The sequence below is a fragment of the Amycolatopsis orientalis DSM 40040 = KCTC 9412 genome (assembly GCF_000478275.1).
GTDB classification, from domain to species: domain Bacteria; phylum Actinomycetota; class Actinomycetes; order Mycobacteriales; family Pseudonocardiaceae; genus Amycolatopsis; species Amycolatopsis orientalis.
This window is the reverse complement of the sequence record NZ_ASJB01000017.1, coordinates 128,882-147,366: the sequence shown is the minus strand read 5'-3', so window position 1 is coordinate 147,366 and position 18,485 is coordinate 128,882. Positions and strand designations below refer to the sequence as shown.

The window sequence follows — 18,485 nt, the reverse complement described above, 5'->3', positions numbered from 1 at the left end:
TCTACTTCGCGCCCGCTTCGAGCACGGCGGCGGATCTGGCGGCCACGACCGCCGGATCCGCCTTCACCACCCGCCGGTCGTAGGTGAGCAGGCCGTTGACCTCGTTCTCGACGTCGGTGGTCTGTGTGTAGATCGCACCGGAGAGCCCGTTCCGGGTGATGAGTCGTTCGAGGGTCTCGCTGACCTCGGCATAGCGCTTGGTCAGCTGTGCCGGGGTCAGCGTCATCTCGTAGGCCTGCGGATTCCCCGGCCAGCGGTGGCCGTCGAGGACCAGGCCGAGACCGCCGTACTCGCCGTCGACGAGCACCCGATGGTCCTTCACCACGGGTTTGCCCGGCCCGACGTAGGTGTGGTCGTCGTAGACGTCGCCCGCCCCGCTGTCCGGCCGGGAGAAACAGCAGTTCACCCCGCTGTTCGCGACGACGAGCCTGGTGGGATCGAGTTCCTTCACCAGCGCGGCGACGCGGGCGGTGTCGAACTCGCCCCAGCCCTCGTTGAACGGCACCCAGCCGACGATCGAGGTCACCCCGCGCAACTGCTCGATCATCTCGGTCAGTTCGGCTTCGAACCGCGCCTTCGCTTCCGGCACCGGGTCGGGCGCGGGCCCGGGCGGGCCGTCGAAGGAGACGGTGAGCGACGGCATGTCCTGCCAGACGAGCAGGCCCAGCCTGTCCGCCCAGTGATACCAGCGCTCCGGCTCGACCTTGACGTGCTTGCGGACGAAGTTGAAGCCGAGTTCCTTCGTCTTCTCCAGGTCGTAGCGCAGGGCCTCGTCGGTGGGCGCGGTGTAGATCCCGTCCGGCCAGTAGCCCTGGTCGAGCGGGCCGTGGAGGAAGGTGATCCGGCCGTTGAGCGCGATCCGAGGCCTGCCTTCGGCATCGGTGATCGTCCCGATCGTGCGCAGGCCGGTGTAGGACTCGACGACGTCGAGGACGGTGCCGTCTTCGTCGAGCAGGCGGACCTCGATGTCGTACAGGTACGGGTCGTCGGGCGTCCAAAGACGCGGCGAAGGCACCTCCGCGCGCAGAGGGTGTCCCGCATCCCCCGCGACGCGCGTCACCTCGCGGCCGCCGGGCTCGCTGACGATCACCTCCGCCCGCGCGCCGCCTGTGACCTTGGGCACAACCGTCACCCCGGTGAGGTCCGGGGTCAGCCGGAGATCTTCGACGCGCGCGGACGGCACCGGCTCCAGCCAGACGGTCTGCCAGATCCCCGACGCGGCGGTGTAGAAGATCCCTTTCGGGTCGTTGCGCTGCTTGCCGACGGCGTGCGTCGAGGCGTCGGTGCGGTCCTTCGCGCGGACGGTCAGTTCCTGTGATCCGGACGGGCGCAGCGCGTCGGTGATGTCCGCGCTGAAGGCGGTATACCCACCTTCGTGCACGGCCACCTCCTGGTTGTTGACCCAGACCGTCGCGGACTGGTCGACGGCGCCGAACCGGAGCATCACGCGCTGACCGTCCCATCCGGACGGAACCTGGAAAACCTTGCGGTACCAGAGGGTTTCGTCGTGCCGCCCGATACCGGACAGGGCCGACTCCGGCGGATACGGCACGAGGATCCGTTCGCCGTACCCGTCGCGGCCGGGCGAGCGGCTCCCCGCGTACTCCCAGACGCCGTTGAGGTTCAGCCAGCGTTCGCGGACCAGCCGCGGGCGCGGATATTCCGGCAGGGCGTTACCGGGTCCGACCTGCGCGGACCACGGGGTCGACAGCACCGGTTCGACGGGTTCGAAGGCCGGTCCGGCCGCGTTCACCGAGGACGTCATCAGCCCGATGGTGGCAAAGATCGCCGTCGCTGTCGTCCTCACGAAGACCATGATCGACTTTACCGCCGTGGGTGATCGCCCCGTCCCGGCGAAGACCGACTCACGAGTAACCTCCACCCATGCGCGTGCTGATGTTGTCGTGGGAGTACCCACCCGTGGTCGTCGGCGGACTCGCACGGCACGTCCACGCCCTGGCCAGGCACCTCGCCCGGCAGGGGCACGACGTGGTCGTCCTGTGCCGTCACACGGCCGGTACCGACGCCGAGACCCATCCGCGGACCGATCGCGTGGTCGAGGGCGTGCGGATCATCCGGGTCGCCGAGGACCCGATGCACGTGACCTTCGAACGCGACCTCGTCGCGTGGACGCTGGCCATGGGGCACGCGATGATCCGCGCCGCGACCGATCTGCTGCGGACCTGGCAGCCGGACGTCGTGCACGCGCACGACTGGCTGGTCACCCACCCCGCGATCGCGATCACCGAGGCCGCGCGGGTACCGCTGGTCGGCACGATCCACGCCACCGAGGCCGGACGGCACTCCGGCTGGCTCTCGCATCCGCTCAACCAGCAGGTTCACTCGGTCGAATGGTGGCTCGCGAACCGCTCGGACGCGCTGATCACCTGTTCGCAGGCCATGCGCCGCGAGGTGGCGCACCTGTTCGAGGTCGACGGCGACGCGGTCACCGTGATCCACAACGGCATCGAGGAACGCAGCTGGCAGGTGCCCGCGGACGAGGTCGCGCACGCGCGTGAGGCCTACAGCCCGTCCGGCGCGCCGCTGCTGCTCTACTTCGGACGGCTGGAGTGGGAGAAGGGCGTGCAGGACCTGCTCGCCGCGCTCCCCCGGATCCGCCGCGCCAAACCCGGGACCCGGCTGGTCGTCGCCGGCAAGGGCAGGCATCTGGAGGAACTCATCGAACAGGCGCGCAAGCTGCGCGTCCGCCGCGCGGTGGACTTCGTCGGGCATCTGTCCGATCGCGAGCTGCGCGCCGTACTGGCCGCCGCCGACGCCGTCGTGCTGCCCAGCCGGTACGAACCGTTCGGGATCGTCGCGCTGGAGGCCGCCGCCGCGAAGGCGCCGCTGGTGGCTTCGACCGCGGGCGGGCTCGGCGAGGTCGTCGTCGACGGCGAGACCGGCCTGGCGTTCAGCCCCGGCGACGTCGACGCCCTCGGGGACGCCGTCGAGGCCGTACTGGACGACGAGGTCGCCGCGGCCCGGCGGGCGCTGACCGCGCAATCGCGCCTCGCCGCGGACTTCGACTGGGGCCGGATCGCGGAGGCGACCGTCGCGGTCTACCGGCGGGCTCGCGTCGGGGAACCGGTGGAGCTGGGCCGTCCGAAGATCGCGACGGGGAACGCCTTCGAGCCGTGATCGGCCCTCCCGCGTTTAGTCCTCTGGATGCGTTTCTCCGCATCCAGAGGACTGAACGCGGGCGGCGGGGCGGGCGCAGGCACCCGCGGGTCGCGAGGGGCGCGACCCCGGGGCTGCTCTAGGTGACGAAGATCAGAAGTGGCAGGGCCGGACGCAGTCCGGCTGCGCCGAAACCGTCACCGAGGCGGACACCGCCGGTGCGGCGACGCCGAGGGCGAGGACGGCGAAGGCTGCGGCCAAGACGGTTCTCAACTGCTTCTTCATGGTGGCTCCTCGGGAATCCGGGCGGAAAGTGCACCCGGGGCAGAGCATCCGCGCGAGCCGTCCGCGAAACAACGGGGGTATCACTAGGTACCCGTACCTATTCGCGGTCCGTGACCGGTTCGTCCTGGTCCCGCGCGGAGACCGGTGGCGGCCGGTGGCGAGTGCCCACACGTCATAAGGGGTCCCCATAGGACCAATTTCGTCCTATGGGGACCCCTCATGACACTCGCGCGCCCGACAGCGCCACCGGAAGAGCGCGCGTGAAGCGGGTCCGGCGGCGGGGAGCCTCCGCCGCCGGACCCGATGGGCCACACCGTCCCAAAACCGGTGTGGAACCCGGCCGCCCCGCGTCAGGTAGGGGCGGCCGGAGCCTGGTGTCAGTGCGTGGTCAGGTACCGCGCGTACGCGCCGGTGGTGAGGAAGCTCGGCAGCTTCTCGCCCAGCGCGGTCTCGGTGAAGATCTCGTAGGCGTCGCCGAGCCGGTTGCCCTCGCCCAGTTCGGTACGAATCGACGCCAGCTCTTCGTCCAAATAGGACACGGCGAGTTCGTGGGTGAGCGCGGTGCCGTCTTCGAGCTTCGTGCCGTTGCGGATCCACTGCCAGATCTGGCAGCGGGCGATCTCCGCGGTGGCGGCGTCCTCCATCAGGTTGTGGATCGCCGCCGCCCCGGTACCGCGCAGCCAGGCGTCGATGTAGCGCAGCGCGACGTTGATGTTGGCGCGGACACCGGCTTCGGTGACCTCGCCGCCCGCGCTGGCCACGTCGAGCAGGTCCTCGGCCGTGACGACGACGTCCTCACGGAGCTTGCCGAGCTGGTTGGGCCAGCCGCCGAGCACGCCGTCGAACACCTCACGGCAGACCGGGACGAGACCGGGGTGGGCGACCCAGGAGCCGTCGAACCCGTCGTTCGCCTCGCGTTCCTTGTCCTGGCGGACCTTCTCCAGCGCGGTCGCGTTGATCTCCGGGTCCTTGCTCGGGATGAACGCGGCCATGCCGCCGATGGCGTGCGCCCCGCGCTTGTGGCAGGTGCGCACCAGCAGTTCGGTGTAGGCCCGCATGAACGGGACGGTCATCGTCACCTGGGCGCGGTCCGGGAGCACGAAGTCCGCGCCGTGCGACGAAAAGTTCTTGATGACGCTGAAGATGTAGTCCCAGCGGCCGGCGTTCAGCCCGGCGACGTGCTCGCGCAGTTCGTAGAGGATCTCCTCCATCTCGAACGCGGCGGTGATCGTCTCGATCAGCACGGTGGCCCGGATGGTGCCGCGCGGGATACCGAGTTCCCGTTGCGCCAGCAGGAAGACGTCGTTCCACAGTCGCGCTTCGAGGTGGTTTTCGAGCTTCGGCAGGTAGAAGTACGGGCCGCTGCCGCGGGCCAGCAGCTGGCGCGCGTTGTGGAAGAAGTACAGGCCGAAGTCGACCAGGCTCGCCGAAACCGGGCGGCCGTCGATGCGGATGTGCTTCTCCACCAGGTGCCAGCCGCGGGGGCGGGCGACGATCGTCGCGGGTTCGTCGCCGATCGTGTAGCGCTTGCCCGCCTCGGTGGTGAAGTCGATGTTGCGGCGGATCGCGTCGAACAGGTTGAGCTGTCCGTCGATCACGTTGTGCCAGGTCGGCGAGGTCGCGTCCTCGAAGTCGGCGAGCCAGACCTTCGCGCCGGAGTTGAGCGCGTTGACCGTCATCTTGCGGTCGGTCGGGCCGGTGATCTCGACGCGGCGGTCTTCGAGACCGGGCGCGGCCGGGGCGACCGACCAGCTGCTGTCGTCGCGGACGGAACGCGTCTCGGGCAGGAAGCCCAGCGGCTTCTCACCGGACTGCAGCTCCTCGCGGCGGGTGCGGCGGGCGTCGAGCAGCTCGCGGCGGCGGCCGGCGAACGCGTTGTCGAGCTTGGCCACGAAGTCCAGTGCGGCCGGGGTGAGGATCTCGTCGAACCGGTCACCGGTGGGTCCGCAGACGTCGATCCGGTAGTTCAGCTTCTCAACCATGGTGTGCCTCCGCTGGGCTTCGCGAGAGTGAGGAGGGGGAAGGGGGGTGGCGGTCTCCCGCTGGGGGTCGGGAGACCGCCACCTGGCACCTGCTTGCGAGGGATCAGAACCGGATCAGAACTGTTCGGCCTCGGTGGAGCCGGCGAGCGCGGTGGTCGAGCTGGCCGGGTTCAGCGCGGTCGCGACGTTGTCGAACCAGCCGGTGCCGACCTCGCGCTGGTGCTTCGTGGCGGTGTAACCGCGGTCCTCCGAAGCGAACTCGCGCTCCTGCAGGTCGACGTAGGCGGTCATGCCTTCGCGGGCGTAGCCGTGCGCCAGGTCGAACATCGAGTAGTTCAGCGCGTGGAAGCCCGCCAGGGTGATGAACTGGAACTTGTAGCCCATGTGGCCGAGTTCGCGCTGGAACTTCGCGATCGTCGCGTCGTCCAGGTGCTTCTTCCAGTTGAACGACGGCGAGCAGTTGTAGGCCAGCATCTGGTCCGGGTACTTCGCCTTGATGGCCTCGGCGAACTGGCGGGCGACCTCGAGGTCCGGCTTGGAGGTCTCCATCCACAGCAGGTCGGCGTACTGCGCGTAGGCCAGGCCGCGGTCGATGCAGGGGTCGATGCCGTTGGTGACGGTGTAGAAGCCCTCCGCGGTGCGCTCACCGGTGGTGTACTTCTGGTCGCGCTCGTCGACGTCGCTGGTCAGCAGGGTCGCGGCCTGGGCGTCGGTGCGGGCGACGATCAGCGACGGCACGTTCAGCACGTCCGCGGCGAGGCGGGCGGCGTTCAGCGTGCGCTCGTGCTGCTTGGTCGGGATGAGCACCTTGCCGCCGAGGTGGCCGCACTTCTTCTCGGACGCGAGCTGGTCCTCCCAGTGCACACCCGCGGCACCGGCGGCGATCATGCCCTTCATCAGCTCGAACGCGTTGAGCGGGCCACCGAAGCCTGCCTCGGCGTCGGCGACGATCGGGGCGTACCAGTCGGTGTCGGTGTTGCCCTCGGCCCAGTTGATCTGGTCGGCGCGGCCCAGCGCGTTGTTGATGCGGCGGACGACGGCGGGCACCGAGTTGGCCGGGTAGAGGCTCTGGTCCGGGTAGGTCTGGCCGGAGAGGTTGGCGTCGGCGGCGACCTGCCAGCCGGACAGGTAGATGGCCTTGAGGCCGGCGCGGACCTGCTGCACGGCCTGGTTACCGGTCAGGGCGCCCAGCGCGTGGATGTAGTCCTCGTTGTGCAGGAGGTCCCACAGCTTCTCGGCGCCGCGACGGGCCAGCGTGTGCTCCTCGACCACGCTGCCGCGCAGCTTGACCACGTCAGCCGCGGAGTACGACCGCTGCACGCCCGCCCAGCGGGGGTCGGTCTCCCACTGCTTGGTCAGTTCGGCGGCCGCCTGCTCCAGCTGCTGCGCGTGCTCAGTCATCGGATTCTCCCGGTGTTGCGAAGTTTGCGATTGATCGCCTTGCCTGACCAGACCCTGACACGACAGGGGAAATCCGATCCAGGTCTCCAATTTGCCAATTTCTGCGAAGCTTCCGTAGCATCTTGCAAAGGTTGCGAATCACCGGTTCGCAAGCTGAGCGAAAATCCACGGGCTTGACCGTTCACTGAATCGTTCAGGCCCGGAAACCTTGCGGACAGAGAGGCATGCGTGGACAAAACCTTCGCCGGAGCGAAGCTTCGGCATCTGCGCGAAAGCCGGTCGATGAGCCAGGCGGATCTCGCCCGTGTGCTGGAGATCTCACCCAGTTACCTCAATCAGATCGAGCACAACTCGCGTCCGCTGACCGTTCCCGTGCTCCTTCGCATCACGCAGGCGTTCGGAGTGGACACCGAGTTCTTCGCGAACAACGACACCGCCCGGCTGGTCGCGGACGTGAAGGAAGCGCTGCTCGACGAGGTCGTCGGCGTGGACGTCACCACCAGCGAGCTGAACGACCTCGCCACGAACCTGCCGACGATCGCCCAGGCCCTGGTCAAACTGCATCGCAGCTACCGCAACGCCGTCGAGAACACCGCCGCGCTGACCACGGAGAACGGCCTCGGCCTGCACGGCAGCGCGGCGACCGCCCTGCCGCACGAGGAGGTCCGTGACTTCTTCTACGAACGGGAGAACTACGTCGCCGAGCTGGACGAACGCGCCGAGCGGATGGCGCACGACATCCCGCTGCAACGCGGCCAGGTGCTCGCGGCGCTGAAGGAGACGCTGATCCAGCGCTACGGCGTCGACGTCACGAGCGAAGGCATCGACGAGGCCAACGGCGAACAGCACCGGTACGAACCGGGGCCGCGGGTGCTGCGGCTGGCGCCGAGCCTGCGCGTCGGGCAGCAGGCGTTCCGGATGGCCTCGCAGATCGCGCTGCTCGAATACGACGACCTGATCACCGAACTCGCCGACTCGTGGGCGTTCTCCGGGCCCGCCGCGCGTTCGCTGGCGAGGGTCGGGCTGGCGAACTACTTCGCGGGCGCCCTGATCCTCCCCTATGGACCGTTCCTGGCCACGGCGGAGCGTTTCCGCTACGACATCGAGCGGCTCTGTGATCACTTCGGCGTCGGCTTCGAGACCGTCTGCCACCGGCTCTCGACGTTGCAGCGGCCGAAGAACCGCGGCGTGCCGTTCTCGTTCGTGCGCGTCGACCGGGCGGGGAACATGTCGAAACGCCAGTCCGCGGCCGGTTTCCACTTCTCCCGCGTCGGCGGCGCCTGTCCACTGTGGAACATCTACGAGGCGTTCACCCAGCCGGGCAAGATCCTCTCCCAGATCGCGACCCTGCCGGACGGCAAGAGCTACTTCTGGATCGCGCGGACGGTGTCCCGCAACATCGGTGGCTACGGCAGTCCGGGGAAGACGTTCACCGTCGGACTCGGCTGCGAGCTACGGCACGCGAAACGGCTCGTCTATTCGACCGGCCTCGACCTCGACGACCGCGCCGCGGCCACCCCGATCGGCATGGGTTGCAAAGTCTGCGAACGCCCGGCGTGCACGCAGCGCGCGTTCCCCACTATCGGCAAGCAGCTGACCGTGGACGAGAACACGAGCACCTTCGTCCCGTACCCGGCGGTGCCCAAGACACCTTGAGCCACCTTGATCTCCCTGGCAGGGTTGCCGACGACGGCCGCCTGCGACGGCGGCCACCGCACTGGGGAGAACAACATGATCTTGGTGACCGGGGCAGGCGGGAACGTCGGCTCGGAACTGACCGGAATATTGGCCCGCGACGGACATCCTGTGCGGGCGCTGGTCCGCACACCGCGGCCGCTGCCCGACGGCGTCGAAGGCGTGCCGGGCGATCTCAACGAACCAGCGAGCCTGAAGACCGCCCTGGACGGCGTCCGGGCGGTCTTCCTGCTCGGCGGCTACGACGACATGCCGGGCGCGCTCGCGGTGATGCGGGACGCGGGCGTGGAGCAGGTCACGCTGCTCTCGTCACGTTCGGTCGTCGGCGGGCACGCGGACAACGCCGTCGCCGGGATGCACATGGCGGCCGAGGCGTCGGTGCGCGCGTCGGAGCTGGCCTGGACGTTCCTGCGGGCGAGCGGGTTCATGTCGAACACGCTGCAGTGGATCCCGCAGCTGAAGGAGGGCGACGTCGTCCGCGAGCCGTTCGCGAACGTGCCGGTGGCGACCATCGACCCGTACGACATCGCGGCCGTCGCGGCGGAGTCGCTGACCACGCCGGGGCACGAAGGCCGGGCCTACGCGATCACCGGACCGGAGGCCCTCCGGCCGGCCGAGCGGCTGCGGATCCTGGGCGAGCTGCTGGGACGCGAGCTGCGGCTGTCGCCGCTCTCGGACGAGGAAGCCCGGGTGACGATGAGCGCGGAGATGCCGGAGAAGTACGTCGACGCCTTCTTCCGCTTCTTCGCCGAGGGCGAGTTCGACGACTCCGAGGTGACTTCCGCCGTCCGGGACCTCACCGGCCGGGAGCCGCGTCCGTTCGCGGACTGGGCGCGAGCGCACCTGGCCGCCTTCCGCTGATCGCCCCCCCCCGCATTTAGTCCTCTGGATGCGGTGGTCGCCCATGCAAGTACCGCGTTTAGTCCTCTGGATGCGGGGGTCGCCCACGCAAGTACCGCGTTTAGTCCTCTGGATGCGGTACTTGCGTTACGTAACTACCGCATCCAGAGGACGAAATGCGGGGACACCAGACCAGGTCAGACCAGGAAGTGGAAGAGCGGGCTGCCCGGTTCCACCCGCTCCACCTGCAGCGGGCTCACCTCCAGCCGGTGCAGCAGCCCTTCGAGGTCACCGGCCCGCGCGAGTTCGATGCCGATCAGCGCCGGACCGGTCTCACGGCTGTTGCGCTTCACGTACTCGAACCGCGTGATGTCGTCGTCCGGCCCGAGGACCTCGTCGAGGAACCGCCGCAGCGCGCCGGGCTCCTGCGGGAACCCCACGAGGAAGTAGTGCTTCAGTCCTTCGTGGATCAGCGACCGTTCGAGCACCTCGCCGTAGCGGCTGACGTCGTTGTTGCCGCCGGAGACGACGCACACCACGATCTGCCCTGGGTCGATCTTCACCGTCGTGCCCAGCGCCGCGGTCGCGAGCGCGCCCGCGGGTTCGGCGATCACGCCGTCGGACTGGTACATCGCGAGCATTTCCGTGCAGATCGCACCCTCGGCGACGTCGGTGAGTTCGACGCCGCCGTCGCGGACCAGCGGATACGTGACCGATCCGGCCAGCGCGACCGCCGCGCCGTCGACGAAGGTGTCGACGGTTTCGAGCCGCACCGGCTCACCGGCGGCCAGCGCGGCCGCCATACAGGTCGCGCCCGCCGGTTCGACGCCGACGATCCGCATCTCCGGCGCGCGTTCCGCGGCCCACGCGGCGATACCCGCGAGCAGCCCGCCACCGCCGACCGGCACCACCATGACGTCCGGGATGAACCCGAGCTGCGCGACGACCTCCATCGCGACCGTGCCCTGTCCGGCGACCGTCTCCGGCGCGTCGAACGCGGGGACCAGCGTCGCGCCGGTGCGCTCCGAGTCCTGCTTCGCGGCCGTGAAGGCGTCTTCGTACGTCTCGCCGACGACGATGACCTCGATATGCGAACCGCCCAGGGTCGCGATCCGCTCGCGCTTCTGCCGGGGAGTCGTGCCGGGGACGTAGACGCGGCCGTTCGCGCCGAGACGGCGGCACGCGTACGCGACGCCCTGCGCGTGGTTGCCCGCGCTCGCGCAGACGACGCCGCGCTCCCGCCGGTCCGCGTCGAGCTGGACGATGAAGTTGTACGCGCCCCGGATCTTGTACGAGCGCACGGTCTGGAGATCTTCGCGTTTGAGCCAGACCCGGGCGTCGACCCGCGCCGAGAGCCGCTCGTTCGGTTCCAGCGGTGTGCGGGTCACCACCCCGGCCAGTCGTTTCGCGGCTTCTTCGACCGTTCGGGCGCTCACCGTTTCGATCCCTTGCACGGATGCTGAATGTACTGACCGCCCCGGCCCACGACGGAGAGTGGTCTGAGCGGGAGGCTCCGAGGACCGGTGCGCAAGGATGTCGGTGGTCTGTGGTCCACTGGTCGCCATGGTGAGCAAGGTCGACGGAGTCCGGAGTCTCGATGCGTTGCGCGAGCTGGTCCACAGTGGCGCGGAGCCCGAGTACCAGCTCTTCTACGGCCACACCCCGCTGAAGAGCGGCCGGGTCAACGCGGCCTGCCTGAGCCAGTGGTGGCTCGCGCCGTTCGTCGCGGGCGGCGAGCGGTACCCGACGGCCGAGCACTACATGATGGCGAGCAAGGCCGAACTGTTCGGCGATTACGAGGCCGCGGAGACCATTCGTCAGGCGCCGGATCCCAAGACCGCCAAGATCCTCGGCCGTGAGGTCGCGAACTTCGACGCGGAGAAATGGGAACGGCACCGCTACGACATCGTCGTCGACGGCAATCTGGAGAAGTTCCGCCAGCACGCCGAACTGCGTGAGTTCCTGCTGAGCACGGGCGACAAGGTGATCGTCGAGGCCTCGAAGATGGACCTGGTCTGGGGCAGCGGCGTCGCCCGCGACGACAAGAACGCCACGCGCCCCGACTACTGGCGCGGGCAGAACCTGCTGGGCTTCGCGCTCATGGAGGTCCGCGAGCAGCTGCGCGGCTAGTCGCGGACCAGTGTCTCCAATGTGGCATTGGAGACGCTCAGTGTCCCCAATGCCACATTGGAGACACTGGCCGGCTGACGCGCTGTCAGGAATCGACGCCCAGGGTCTTCTGAAGCGCCTTGTTCGCCTTACGCGCCATGTCCGCGACAGCCTCGCGACGCGCGGCGTCGGCGGCGTAGTCGTCTTGCCGGTTCCGCACCACGCGGGCAGGCGAGCCGACGGCGATCGAGTAGTCCGGGATGTCGCCCCGCACCACGGCGTGCGCGCCGAGGACGCAGCCGCGGCCGACCCGCGTGCCCTTGAGCACGGACACCTTGGTGCCGATCCAGGTGTCGGGCCCGATCCGCACCGGCGACTTCACGATGCCCTGATCCTTGATCGGGACGGTGATGTCGGTGGTGACATGGTCGAAATCGCAGATGTACACCCAGTCCGCGACGAGCGTGGCCGCGCCGAGTTCGATGTCGAGGTAGCCGTTGAGCACGTTCTGGCGGCCGAACACCGCCTTGTCCCCGATGCGCAGCGAACCTTCGTGGCAGCGGATCGCGTTGCCGTCGCCGATGTGCACCCAGCGGCCGATCTCCAGGCGCCCGTAGCCGGGACGGCAGTGGATCTCGACGTCCTTGCCGAGGAACACCATGCCGCGCAGGATGATGTGCGGATGCGCGATCCGGAACTTCAGCAGCCGCCAGTACCGGACCAGGTACCAAGGTGTGTACGCGCGGTTTCGCAGCACCCAGCGCAGCGAATCCGCGGTCAGGAACTTCGCCTGCCTCGGGTCGCGACGGGCCTGGCCCCAGGCGCGGAGCCTCGACAACGCGGGCGCACCCCACATGGACGTCATACCGGTGACCGTAACCTGTGATCAGGCCGCCGACCGCAAAGGGGAGCACGCGCATGGGCACCAAGCTGATCATCGACACCGACCCGGGGGTCGACGACGCCTTCGCGCTGGCTCTGGCCACGCAGTCCGAAGACGTCGACCTGCTGGGCGTGACCACGGTGTTCGGCAACGTCCCGCTGAGCCACACCACCGCCAACGCGCGGCGTCTGCTGCGGCTTTTCGGCCGTGACGACGTACCCGTCGCCGCCGGTGCGGCGCGGCCGCTGGTCTACGACAACGCCAAACCCGCCGGCTTCGTCCACGGCGAGGACGGCCTTTCCGGCCACGCCGGCACGCTGCCGGAGCCGACGCGCCCGCTCGACGAACGCGGCGCCGTCCGCCTGCTGGCGGATCTGCTCGAAGCCGCCGACGAGCCGGTGACCATCGCCCCGATCGGCCCGCTCACGAATATCGCGCTGCTGCTGGCCGCCCATCCGGAACTCCGCGAGAAGATCGGCCGCATCGTCATCATGGGCGGCGGCGTGACCAGGGGGAACTCCACCACGGCCGCCGAGTTCAACATCTGGAGCGACCCCGAGGCCGCGCGCCGGGTGCTCGCGGACGAGGACATCCCGACGGTGCTGGTGCCGCTCGACATCACGCACCAGTGCTCGATCGACACCACCTGGCTGGCCAAGCTCGCCGCGTCCGGCCCGCTCGGCGCGGCACTCGAAGCGCTCACCCCGACCTACGTCAAGCATTACAGCCCGATCCTCGGTTTCCCGGGGATGGTCATGCACGACGCGGTCGCGGTCGCGGAGGCGATCCGGCCGGGCATCCTCGACACCGAGGCGTACCCGGTGGACGTCGAATGCGGCTTCGGCCCCGCTCGCGGCGCGACCCTCGTGGACCGGCGAAGGCTGCGAAGCACCGATCCGCAGGCCGTGCCGGGCCGCACCATCGACGTCGCGCTGACCGCCGATGTCGAAGCCGTCCGCGACTTCGTCCTCGCTCGCATCACCGGGGGTCTCTGATGGAAGAGGCTCCCTCCCGCCGCCGCAGACTGCCGGTGATCATCGCCGCCGTCGTCGTCGCGGGCGCCGCGCTGGTCGCGGCCATCACCTTCGCACCGAAGGACGGGCCGAAACCGGAAGCCGCCGCCGTCCAGTCGTCGGTACCGCCCGCGCCGCCGACATCGTCCGCGCCCGCGGAAATGCCGAAGGAACAGCCGAAGGTCCCGCAGCAGATGGGCCAGGAATTCGACGCCTGGGTGTCGAAGACGAGCGGCTGGCTCGACATCCCGCTGCGCGCGATGACGGGTTACGCGAAGACCACCGTGGCGCTGAGCAAGGAAACGCCGGGCTGCCGCCTGTCCTGGGTGACGCTGGCGGCGCTCGGGAAGATCGCTTCGGACCACGGCCGGGTCACCGGTTCGGGCCTCGGCGCCGACGGCGTGATGACCGCGCCGCTCGGCGCGGTCGAGGTCCGCGACTTCTACAACAAGGTCGTCTCGTCCGCGAACGCGAGCGGCCCGCTGCAGCTGACACCTGCCGTGTGGAGCCGGTTCCAGGCCTCGGCGAGCGGCGGGAAGCCGAACCCGCAGAACATCGACGACGCCACCCTCACCGCCGGACGCGCCCTGTGCGCGGGCGGACGCGATCTCGGCCAGGGCCAGACGTGGTGGAACGCGGTGAGCACGCTGCAGCCGGCGCCGCTGCTGATGCACCGCACGCTCGCGACGGTGAACGTCTACGGCACGGTCGGCCAGAGCCCGCAGCCGCCGAACGCGGCGGCGCTCAGCGCGGTCAACTTCGCCATCGACAAGATCGGCCTTCCCTACGTCTGGGGCGGCAACGGCACCGGCGGCGGCGACCCCGGCTTCGACTGCTCCGGGCTGACGACGGCCGCGTACGCGAGTGCCGGCGTCAAGCTCATGCGCACCGCCCACACGCAGTACCACAGCGTGAACAAGGTGACCGATCCCCAGCTGGGCGACCTGATCTTCTACGGCGAGCCGAACACGAAGATCCACCACGTCGGGCTGTACATCGGGAACCAGCAGATGATCGACGCCCCGCAGACCGGGCAGGCGGTGCAGGTGCACACCTACCGGAAGCAGGGCGACGATTACGCCGGAGCGGGCCGCCCGACGGCTTGATCGGCCGTAGGGTGGCCGCGTGTATTCACCGATCCCCGTCCTGAACGAGCTGAAGGACCTCCACGACTCGGCCGGTGACTTCCTCGCCGACGGCTTCGAGCTGTACGACTACGACGACAAGGGCCGGTTCCCCGCGGAACTGAGCGACCCGGAGTTCCTGTCGCGGGTCATCCCGTTCGCCCAGGCGAACGGGAGTGGCTCGACCTACGCGATCTGGCGGTCCTCCGACGAGCCGGACCTCGCCCTGCTGCCCGTGGTGGTCTTCGGCGACGAGGGCGGTGAACAGGTCGTCGCCCGCGATTTCCGGGAGTTCCTGCGGCTGCTGGGTTTCGACGCCGAGATCACGGTCGACCACGACTCGGCCTACTACTACCGGGACGAGAACGACGGCCACAGCGGCTCGCATGAGGACTTCGTCGAGTGGCTTCGGGAACGCGGCCTGACGCCGTCCGAGGATCCGGACGGCGTCGTGGCCGCCGCTCAGGAGATTTACGGGGAGCGCTTCCGCGCGTGGATCACGCCGTTCTACGAAAAGGCAGGCTGGGCCTGACTCAGGACTTCCGCTGCGCGTTCTCGAACATGGCGAGCAGCCGCTCGGGGACCTCGTCGCCGAAGATGCTCTCGATCAGGAAGTCCTCCTGGACGGGCGTTTCACCGCGGACGAACATGGCCAGTTCGTACTCGGCGAGTGCGGCTTCGACGTCGTCGGGACGCGCGGCGAGGGCTTTTCCGAGTTCGGCGCCGTCGAGCATCGCCAGGTTGGCGCCCTCCCCGTTGGCCAGCGCGAGATGGGCGGCGTCGCCGAGCAGGGTCACGCCGGGAACGCGCTCCCACCGGCACCCGGACGGCAGGGCGAAGGCGGGGCGGTGGATCGGCGCGCCGTCGCTTTCGGTGATCAGCGCGGTCAGCTCCGGTGTCCAGCCGTCGAACTCCGCCGCGATCCGCGCCTTGGCCGCGTCGGCGTCGGCGAAGTCGATGTCGTCGAACCAGTCCAGCGGCTTGGTGAGTTCCACGTACGCGTGCAGGGTGTCGCCGCTTTCGCGGTGGGCGTTGATGCTCCGGCCCGCCGTGGTCCCGGCGCCGAACAACGATCCGCCGCCGACCGTCTTCGCCACGGCGGTGTGCCGTGTGTCGGCGTCGTACAGGTAGGTCTCGATGATCGACGTGCCGCTGTACTCGGGGACCGCGTCGGTGAGCAACGGCCGGACCCGCGACCACGCGCCGTCCGCGCCGACCAGGAGCCCGGTGACCACGGTGCCGCCGTCGGCGAAGGTCACCTCGTGGCGGCCGTCCCCGAGCGTCCGGGCACCGACGACCTTGCGTCCCCAGCGGACGGTGCCTTCGGGGAGCGAGTCGAGCAGCATCCGCCGCAGATCGCCGCGCTGCGCCTCGGGACGGCCGCCCGTACCGTCGTCGCCTCGCTCGAACAGGACGCTGCCGTCGAAGTCCAAGACCCGCAGAGCCTGGCGGCCTTCGAGGACGATGCCGCGGAACTCGTCCATCAGTCCCGCCGCCTCGAGGGCCAGCTGACCGTTGTAGTCGTGGATGTCCAGCATCCCGCCCTGCAGCCGCGAGGTGGGCGACGCTTCCGCCTCGTAGACCTCGGACGGGATCCCGTGGACGTGCAGGACGCGGGCCAGCGTGAGGCCGCCGAGACCGGCGCCGATGATCGTGACAGGGGTGTACATGGTGGCTCCTCGGTCAGTACTGGAATGACATTCCAGAGACTGCCGACGGCCACTGGCAGACAGCGCACACGGCGCTGACACCGGCCTGGCACGCCCTGTCAGCCGAAGAACTCGACGGCGTCGTACTCGGCCCAGCCGGGGCTACCGGTCTTCGCGAACGCGACCCATGCGCCGTGCATCCTGGCCGCGAGGCCTTCCGGAGCGGGATCGGGGCCGAGGAGCCCCGCGTCGCCGTGCAGCCACGGCTCGCCGGCGACGTCGAAGACGAACGGCAGCTCGACGGTGTGTGCGGCGCCGAGCCGTCCGCCCAGCGCCGTCGAGCGGTAGCCGAACGAGTAGGCATACGTGCGGCCGCCCGGGATCCGCGCGTGCGCCTGAGCCATCCGTGCCGTTCCCGCGCCGAACAGCGTGTGGCCGAGTTCGTCGGAATTCGCCACGCCGTAAAGGTTTCCTTCCTCGGTGTTGGTGCCGATGAGCAGATCGACATCCCTGGCGACGAGCGAGTCCGCGGGCTGGACCGGCAGCACCAGGCTGAACGGGCTCAGCCCGGCCAAGGGATCCGACGCGGTCTCCGTCCGCAGATCCAGACCGGCCAGCGCGGGCAGGATCGCCAGGAACCGCTCGTCCGGCACCTTTCCGAACGCTTCCGCGGTCGGTTCGACGCCGAGCGCCGAAGCCGCCGCGACCGTGACCCGGCCCGCCTGCTCCGGCGTGAAGGCCCCGGTTCCGCTGCCGCTCTGGACGATCGCCCGCCGGAACAACCCGCTGGCCTCCGGCGTCGCCAGCAAAGCCCCGGTGAGCGTGGCTCCCGCGGACTGCCCGAAGACGGTGACCTCGTCCGGATCACCCCCGAACACCGCGATCGTGTCGCGAACCCAGCCGAGCGCGGCGAGTACGTCGAGCAGGCCCCGGTTGGGCGGAACGCCGTCGATGTCGAGGAAACCGGGGACGCCGAGGCGGTAGTTCACCGTCACCAGGACGACACCGTCGCGGGCGAACGCCCTCCCGTCGTAGAGCGCGGCGCGGGTCGAGCCGGTGACGAAGCCGCCGCCGTGCACGAAGACCAGCACAGGCCGCCTGCCGTCGTCCGCGGCGGGCGTCCGGACGTCGACGGTCAGGTACTCCTCGCCCCGCACCCAGCCCGGTCCGAAGTACGGGCTCATGTCGAGCGCGCCGAAGTCCCGCACCGGCTGGGGAGCCGTCGGCGAAGGCCGGGTCGCGTCGCGGACGCCGGACCAGCCGGGATGCGGGGCCGGCGCGCGGAAGCGGGCGGGACCGGCCGGAGCCGCCGCGTACGGGATGGCCCGGTAAAGCTCGCCGAAGGAATCGCGGCGGCCGAGGACCGCGCCCGCCGGGGTTTCTGCTTGCACGTACACGAAACACTCCTCAAGAAAGGTGGGAGAAGCCCGCCCACCGCGCGATCGCGAACTTCGAACCCCGGCGCTCGACCCGTACCGCGCCCTGCGCGCCGAAATGCGCCGGGAAGACGAGCGCGCCGGTATCGGCGGCCTGGCCGAGCAGCTTGTGCCGGGTCGCCCTCGATCCGGCCGGGTCCTCGCAATAGGGCGAATTGGTGTCCGGCTCCACGATCTGCAGCGCGGTGTGCACGAGGTCGCCCACGAACAACGCCCGCTCCCCGCTCGATTCCAGGGTCAGCACGGACGAGCCGGGGGTATGGCCGGGCGCGAGATCGAGACGCAGGTTCCGGTCGATCCGGTGGGTGCCGTCCCACAGCCGCGTCAGTCCCGCCTCGTGGACCGGCGCGACGCTGTCCTCGAAGACGTTCTGATTTCCGCGTCCCAGCACGGAATCGTGCTCCTCGGCGGGATTCCAGAAGTCGAAGTCCGGCCGCGGCATCAGGTAGGTGGCGTTCGGGAAGGTCGGCACCCAGGTGCGGCCGTCGAGGCGGGTGTTCCAGCCGACGTGGTCGATGTGCAGATGGGTGTTGACCACGACGTCGACGTCCTCGGGCCGGACCCCGGCTGCCGCGAGGTTGTCGAGGTAGGCGGTGTCGAGGCGGTTCCACACCGCCGCGTAGGGCCGGTCCTTGTGGTTGCCGGCCCCGGTGTCGACGAGGATCGTGCGTCCTTCGCTGCGCAGAAGCCACGATTGAAGCGCCGCGCGGCATTCGTTCGTCTCGGTGTTCCAGAAGTCGGGCGCCAGCCAGTCGCGGTTTTCGTCCCACGAGCCTTCGGGGCTGTCCGGCAGGAACTCGGCCGGTGTCATGCCGAGCGAGCCGTAGAACTCCTTGACGCGGGTGACCGTGACGTCTCCGATGGTGATCTCTTCCATTCGAACGAGCCTGGTCGCGCGAGTGCGCGCGAACCACGCCCCGCTCTTCCTCCCACCGACAGGGTGTGGCTGAC

Annotated in this window: 16 protein-coding genes; 7 read left to right on the top strand and 9 right to left on the bottom strand. The window is 69.5% G+C overall.

Annotation, left to right across the window (positions count from 1 at the left end; translation table 11 throughout):
• Window position 1: 1 nt before the first annotated feature.
• A complete protein-coding gene (locus L324_RS05640) occupies window positions 2-1,765 on the bottom strand; it encodes a glycoside hydrolase family 2 protein (RefSeq protein ID WP_037304878.1) in 1,764 nt (587 codons plus the stop codon).
• A gap of 119 nt (window positions 1,766-1,884) precedes the next feature.
• Between L324_RS05640 and L324_RS05635 the strand changes: the two genes are divergently transcribed.
• Entirely contained in the window at window positions 1,885-3,138 is a 1,254-nt protein-coding gene (locus tag L324_RS05635; protein ID WP_037304725.1) for a glycosyltransferase family 4 protein, read from the top strand.
• Window positions 3,139-3,270: 132 nt separating this feature from the next.
• Here the strand turns inward: L324_RS05635 and L324_RS43835 are convergent, their stop codons facing one another.
• The 3 genes from L324_RS43835 to aceA all read right to left on the bottom strand — a co-directional run bounded on the left by L324_RS43835 (window position 3,271) and on the right by aceA (window position 6,785).
• Window positions 3,271-3,402, bottom strand: a complete 132-nt coding sequence (locus tag L324_RS43835; RefSeq protein WP_268871841.1) for a hypothetical protein — start codon at window positions 3,400-3,402, stop codon at window positions 3,271-3,273.
• A 377-nt stretch (window positions 3,403-3,779) separates the two neighbouring features.
• The gene (aceB, locus tag L324_RS05630; protein ID WP_037304724.1) at window positions 3,780-5,384 is read right to left on the bottom strand and encodes a malate synthase A; all 1,605 of its coding nucleotides are present in this window, start codon (window positions 5,382-5,384) and stop codon (window positions 3,780-3,782) included.
• Between the two features lie 114 nt (window positions 5,385-5,498).
• Window positions 5,499-6,785, bottom strand: coding sequence for an isocitrate lyase (gene aceA / locus L324_RS05625; protein ID WP_037304722.1), 1,287 nt, complete (start codon window positions 6,783-6,785; stop codon window positions 5,499-5,501).
• 228 nt (window positions 6,786-7,013) lie between these two features.
• On the opposite strand from aceA, the gene L324_RS05620 reads away from it, so the two are divergent.
• Both L324_RS05620 and L324_RS05615 read left to right on the top strand, forming a co-directional pair.
• A complete protein-coding gene (locus tag L324_RS05620) occupies window positions 7,014-8,441 on the top strand; it encodes a short-chain fatty acyl-CoA regulator family protein (RefSeq protein WP_037304720.1) in 1,428 nt (475 codons plus the stop codon).
• A gap of 75 nt (window positions 8,442-8,516) precedes the next feature.
• Window positions 8,517-9,341 (top strand): NAD(P)H-binding protein, encoded by an 825-nt coding sequence (locus tag L324_RS05615; RefSeq protein WP_037304719.1) that lies wholly within the window; start codon window positions 8,517-8,519, stop codon window positions 9,339-9,341.
• A 176-nt stretch (window positions 9,342-9,517) separates the two neighbouring features.
• Here L324_RS05615 and ilvA read toward each other — a convergent pair whose 3' ends face one another.
• Window positions 9,518-10,774 carry a threonine ammonia-lyase IlvA gene (gene ilvA, locus L324_RS05610; RefSeq protein ID WP_037304716.1) on the bottom strand — a complete coding sequence of 419 codons (1,257 nt, stop codon included), beginning with the start codon at window positions 10,772-10,774 and terminating at the stop codon, window positions 9,518-9,520.
• A 109-nt stretch (window positions 10,775-10,883) separates the two neighbouring features.
• Between ilvA and ybiA the strand changes: the two genes are divergently transcribed.
• Window positions 10,884-11,450, top strand: coding sequence for a riboflavin biosynthesis intermediates N-glycosidase (gene ybiA, locus L324_RS05605; protein ID WP_173426350.1), 567 nt, complete (start codon window positions 10,884-10,886; stop codon window positions 11,448-11,450).
• An 85-nt stretch (window positions 11,451-11,535) separates the two neighbouring features.
• Here the strand turns inward: ybiA and L324_RS05600 are convergent, their stop codons facing one another.
• On the bottom strand, window positions 11,536-12,294 hold the full coding sequence (locus L324_RS05600) for an acyltransferase (protein WP_037304713.1): 759 nt from the start codon (window positions 12,292-12,294) through the stop codon (window positions 11,536-11,538).
• A 53-nt stretch (window positions 12,295-12,347) separates the two neighbouring features.
• Between L324_RS05600 and L324_RS05595 the strand changes: the two genes are divergently transcribed.
• The 3 genes from L324_RS05595 to L324_RS05585 are packed head-to-tail and all read left to right on the top strand — an operon-like array spanning window position 12,348 to window position 14,981.
• Window positions 12,348-13,307 (top strand): nucleoside hydrolase, encoded by a 960-nt coding sequence (locus L324_RS05595; RefSeq protein WP_037304711.1) that lies wholly within the window; start codon window positions 12,348-12,350, stop codon window positions 13,305-13,307.
• The gene (locus tag L324_RS05590) at window positions 13,307-14,431 is read left to right on the top strand and encodes a C40 family peptidase (protein ID WP_037304709.1); all 1,125 of its coding nucleotides are present in this window, start codon (window positions 13,307-13,309) and stop codon (window positions 14,429-14,431) included. The genes L324_RS05595 and L324_RS05590 overlap by 1 nt, the downstream gene beginning before the upstream one ends.
• A 19-nt stretch (window positions 14,432-14,450) precedes the next feature.
• Entirely contained in the window at window positions 14,451-14,981 is a 531-nt protein-coding gene (locus L324_RS05585; protein WP_037304706.1) for a hypothetical protein, read from the top strand.
• A 1-nt stretch (window position 14,982) separates the two neighbouring features.
• Here the strand turns inward: L324_RS05585 and L324_RS05580 are convergent, their stop codons facing one another.
• The 3 genes from L324_RS05580 to L324_RS05570 all read right to left on the bottom strand — a co-directional run bounded on the left by L324_RS05580 (window position 14,983) and on the right by L324_RS05570 (window position 18,411).
• The gene (locus L324_RS05580; RefSeq protein WP_037304704.1) at window positions 14,983-16,119 is read right to left on the bottom strand and encodes an FAD-dependent oxidoreductase; all 1,137 of its coding nucleotides are present in this window, start codon (window positions 16,117-16,119) and stop codon (window positions 14,983-14,985) included.
• Window positions 16,120-16,217: 98 nt separating this feature from the next.
• The gene (locus L324_RS05575; protein WP_037304703.1) at window positions 16,218-17,495 is read right to left on the bottom strand and encodes a carboxylesterase/lipase family protein; all 1,278 of its coding nucleotides are present in this window, start codon (window positions 17,493-17,495) and stop codon (window positions 16,218-16,220) included.
• A gap of 10 nt (window positions 17,496-17,505) precedes the next feature.
• Window positions 17,506-18,411, bottom strand: coding sequence for an MBL fold metallo-hydrolase (locus tag L324_RS05570; RefSeq protein ID WP_037304699.1), 906 nt, complete (start codon window positions 18,409-18,411; stop codon window positions 17,506-17,508).
• Window positions 18,412-18,485 lie beyond the last annotated feature (74 nt).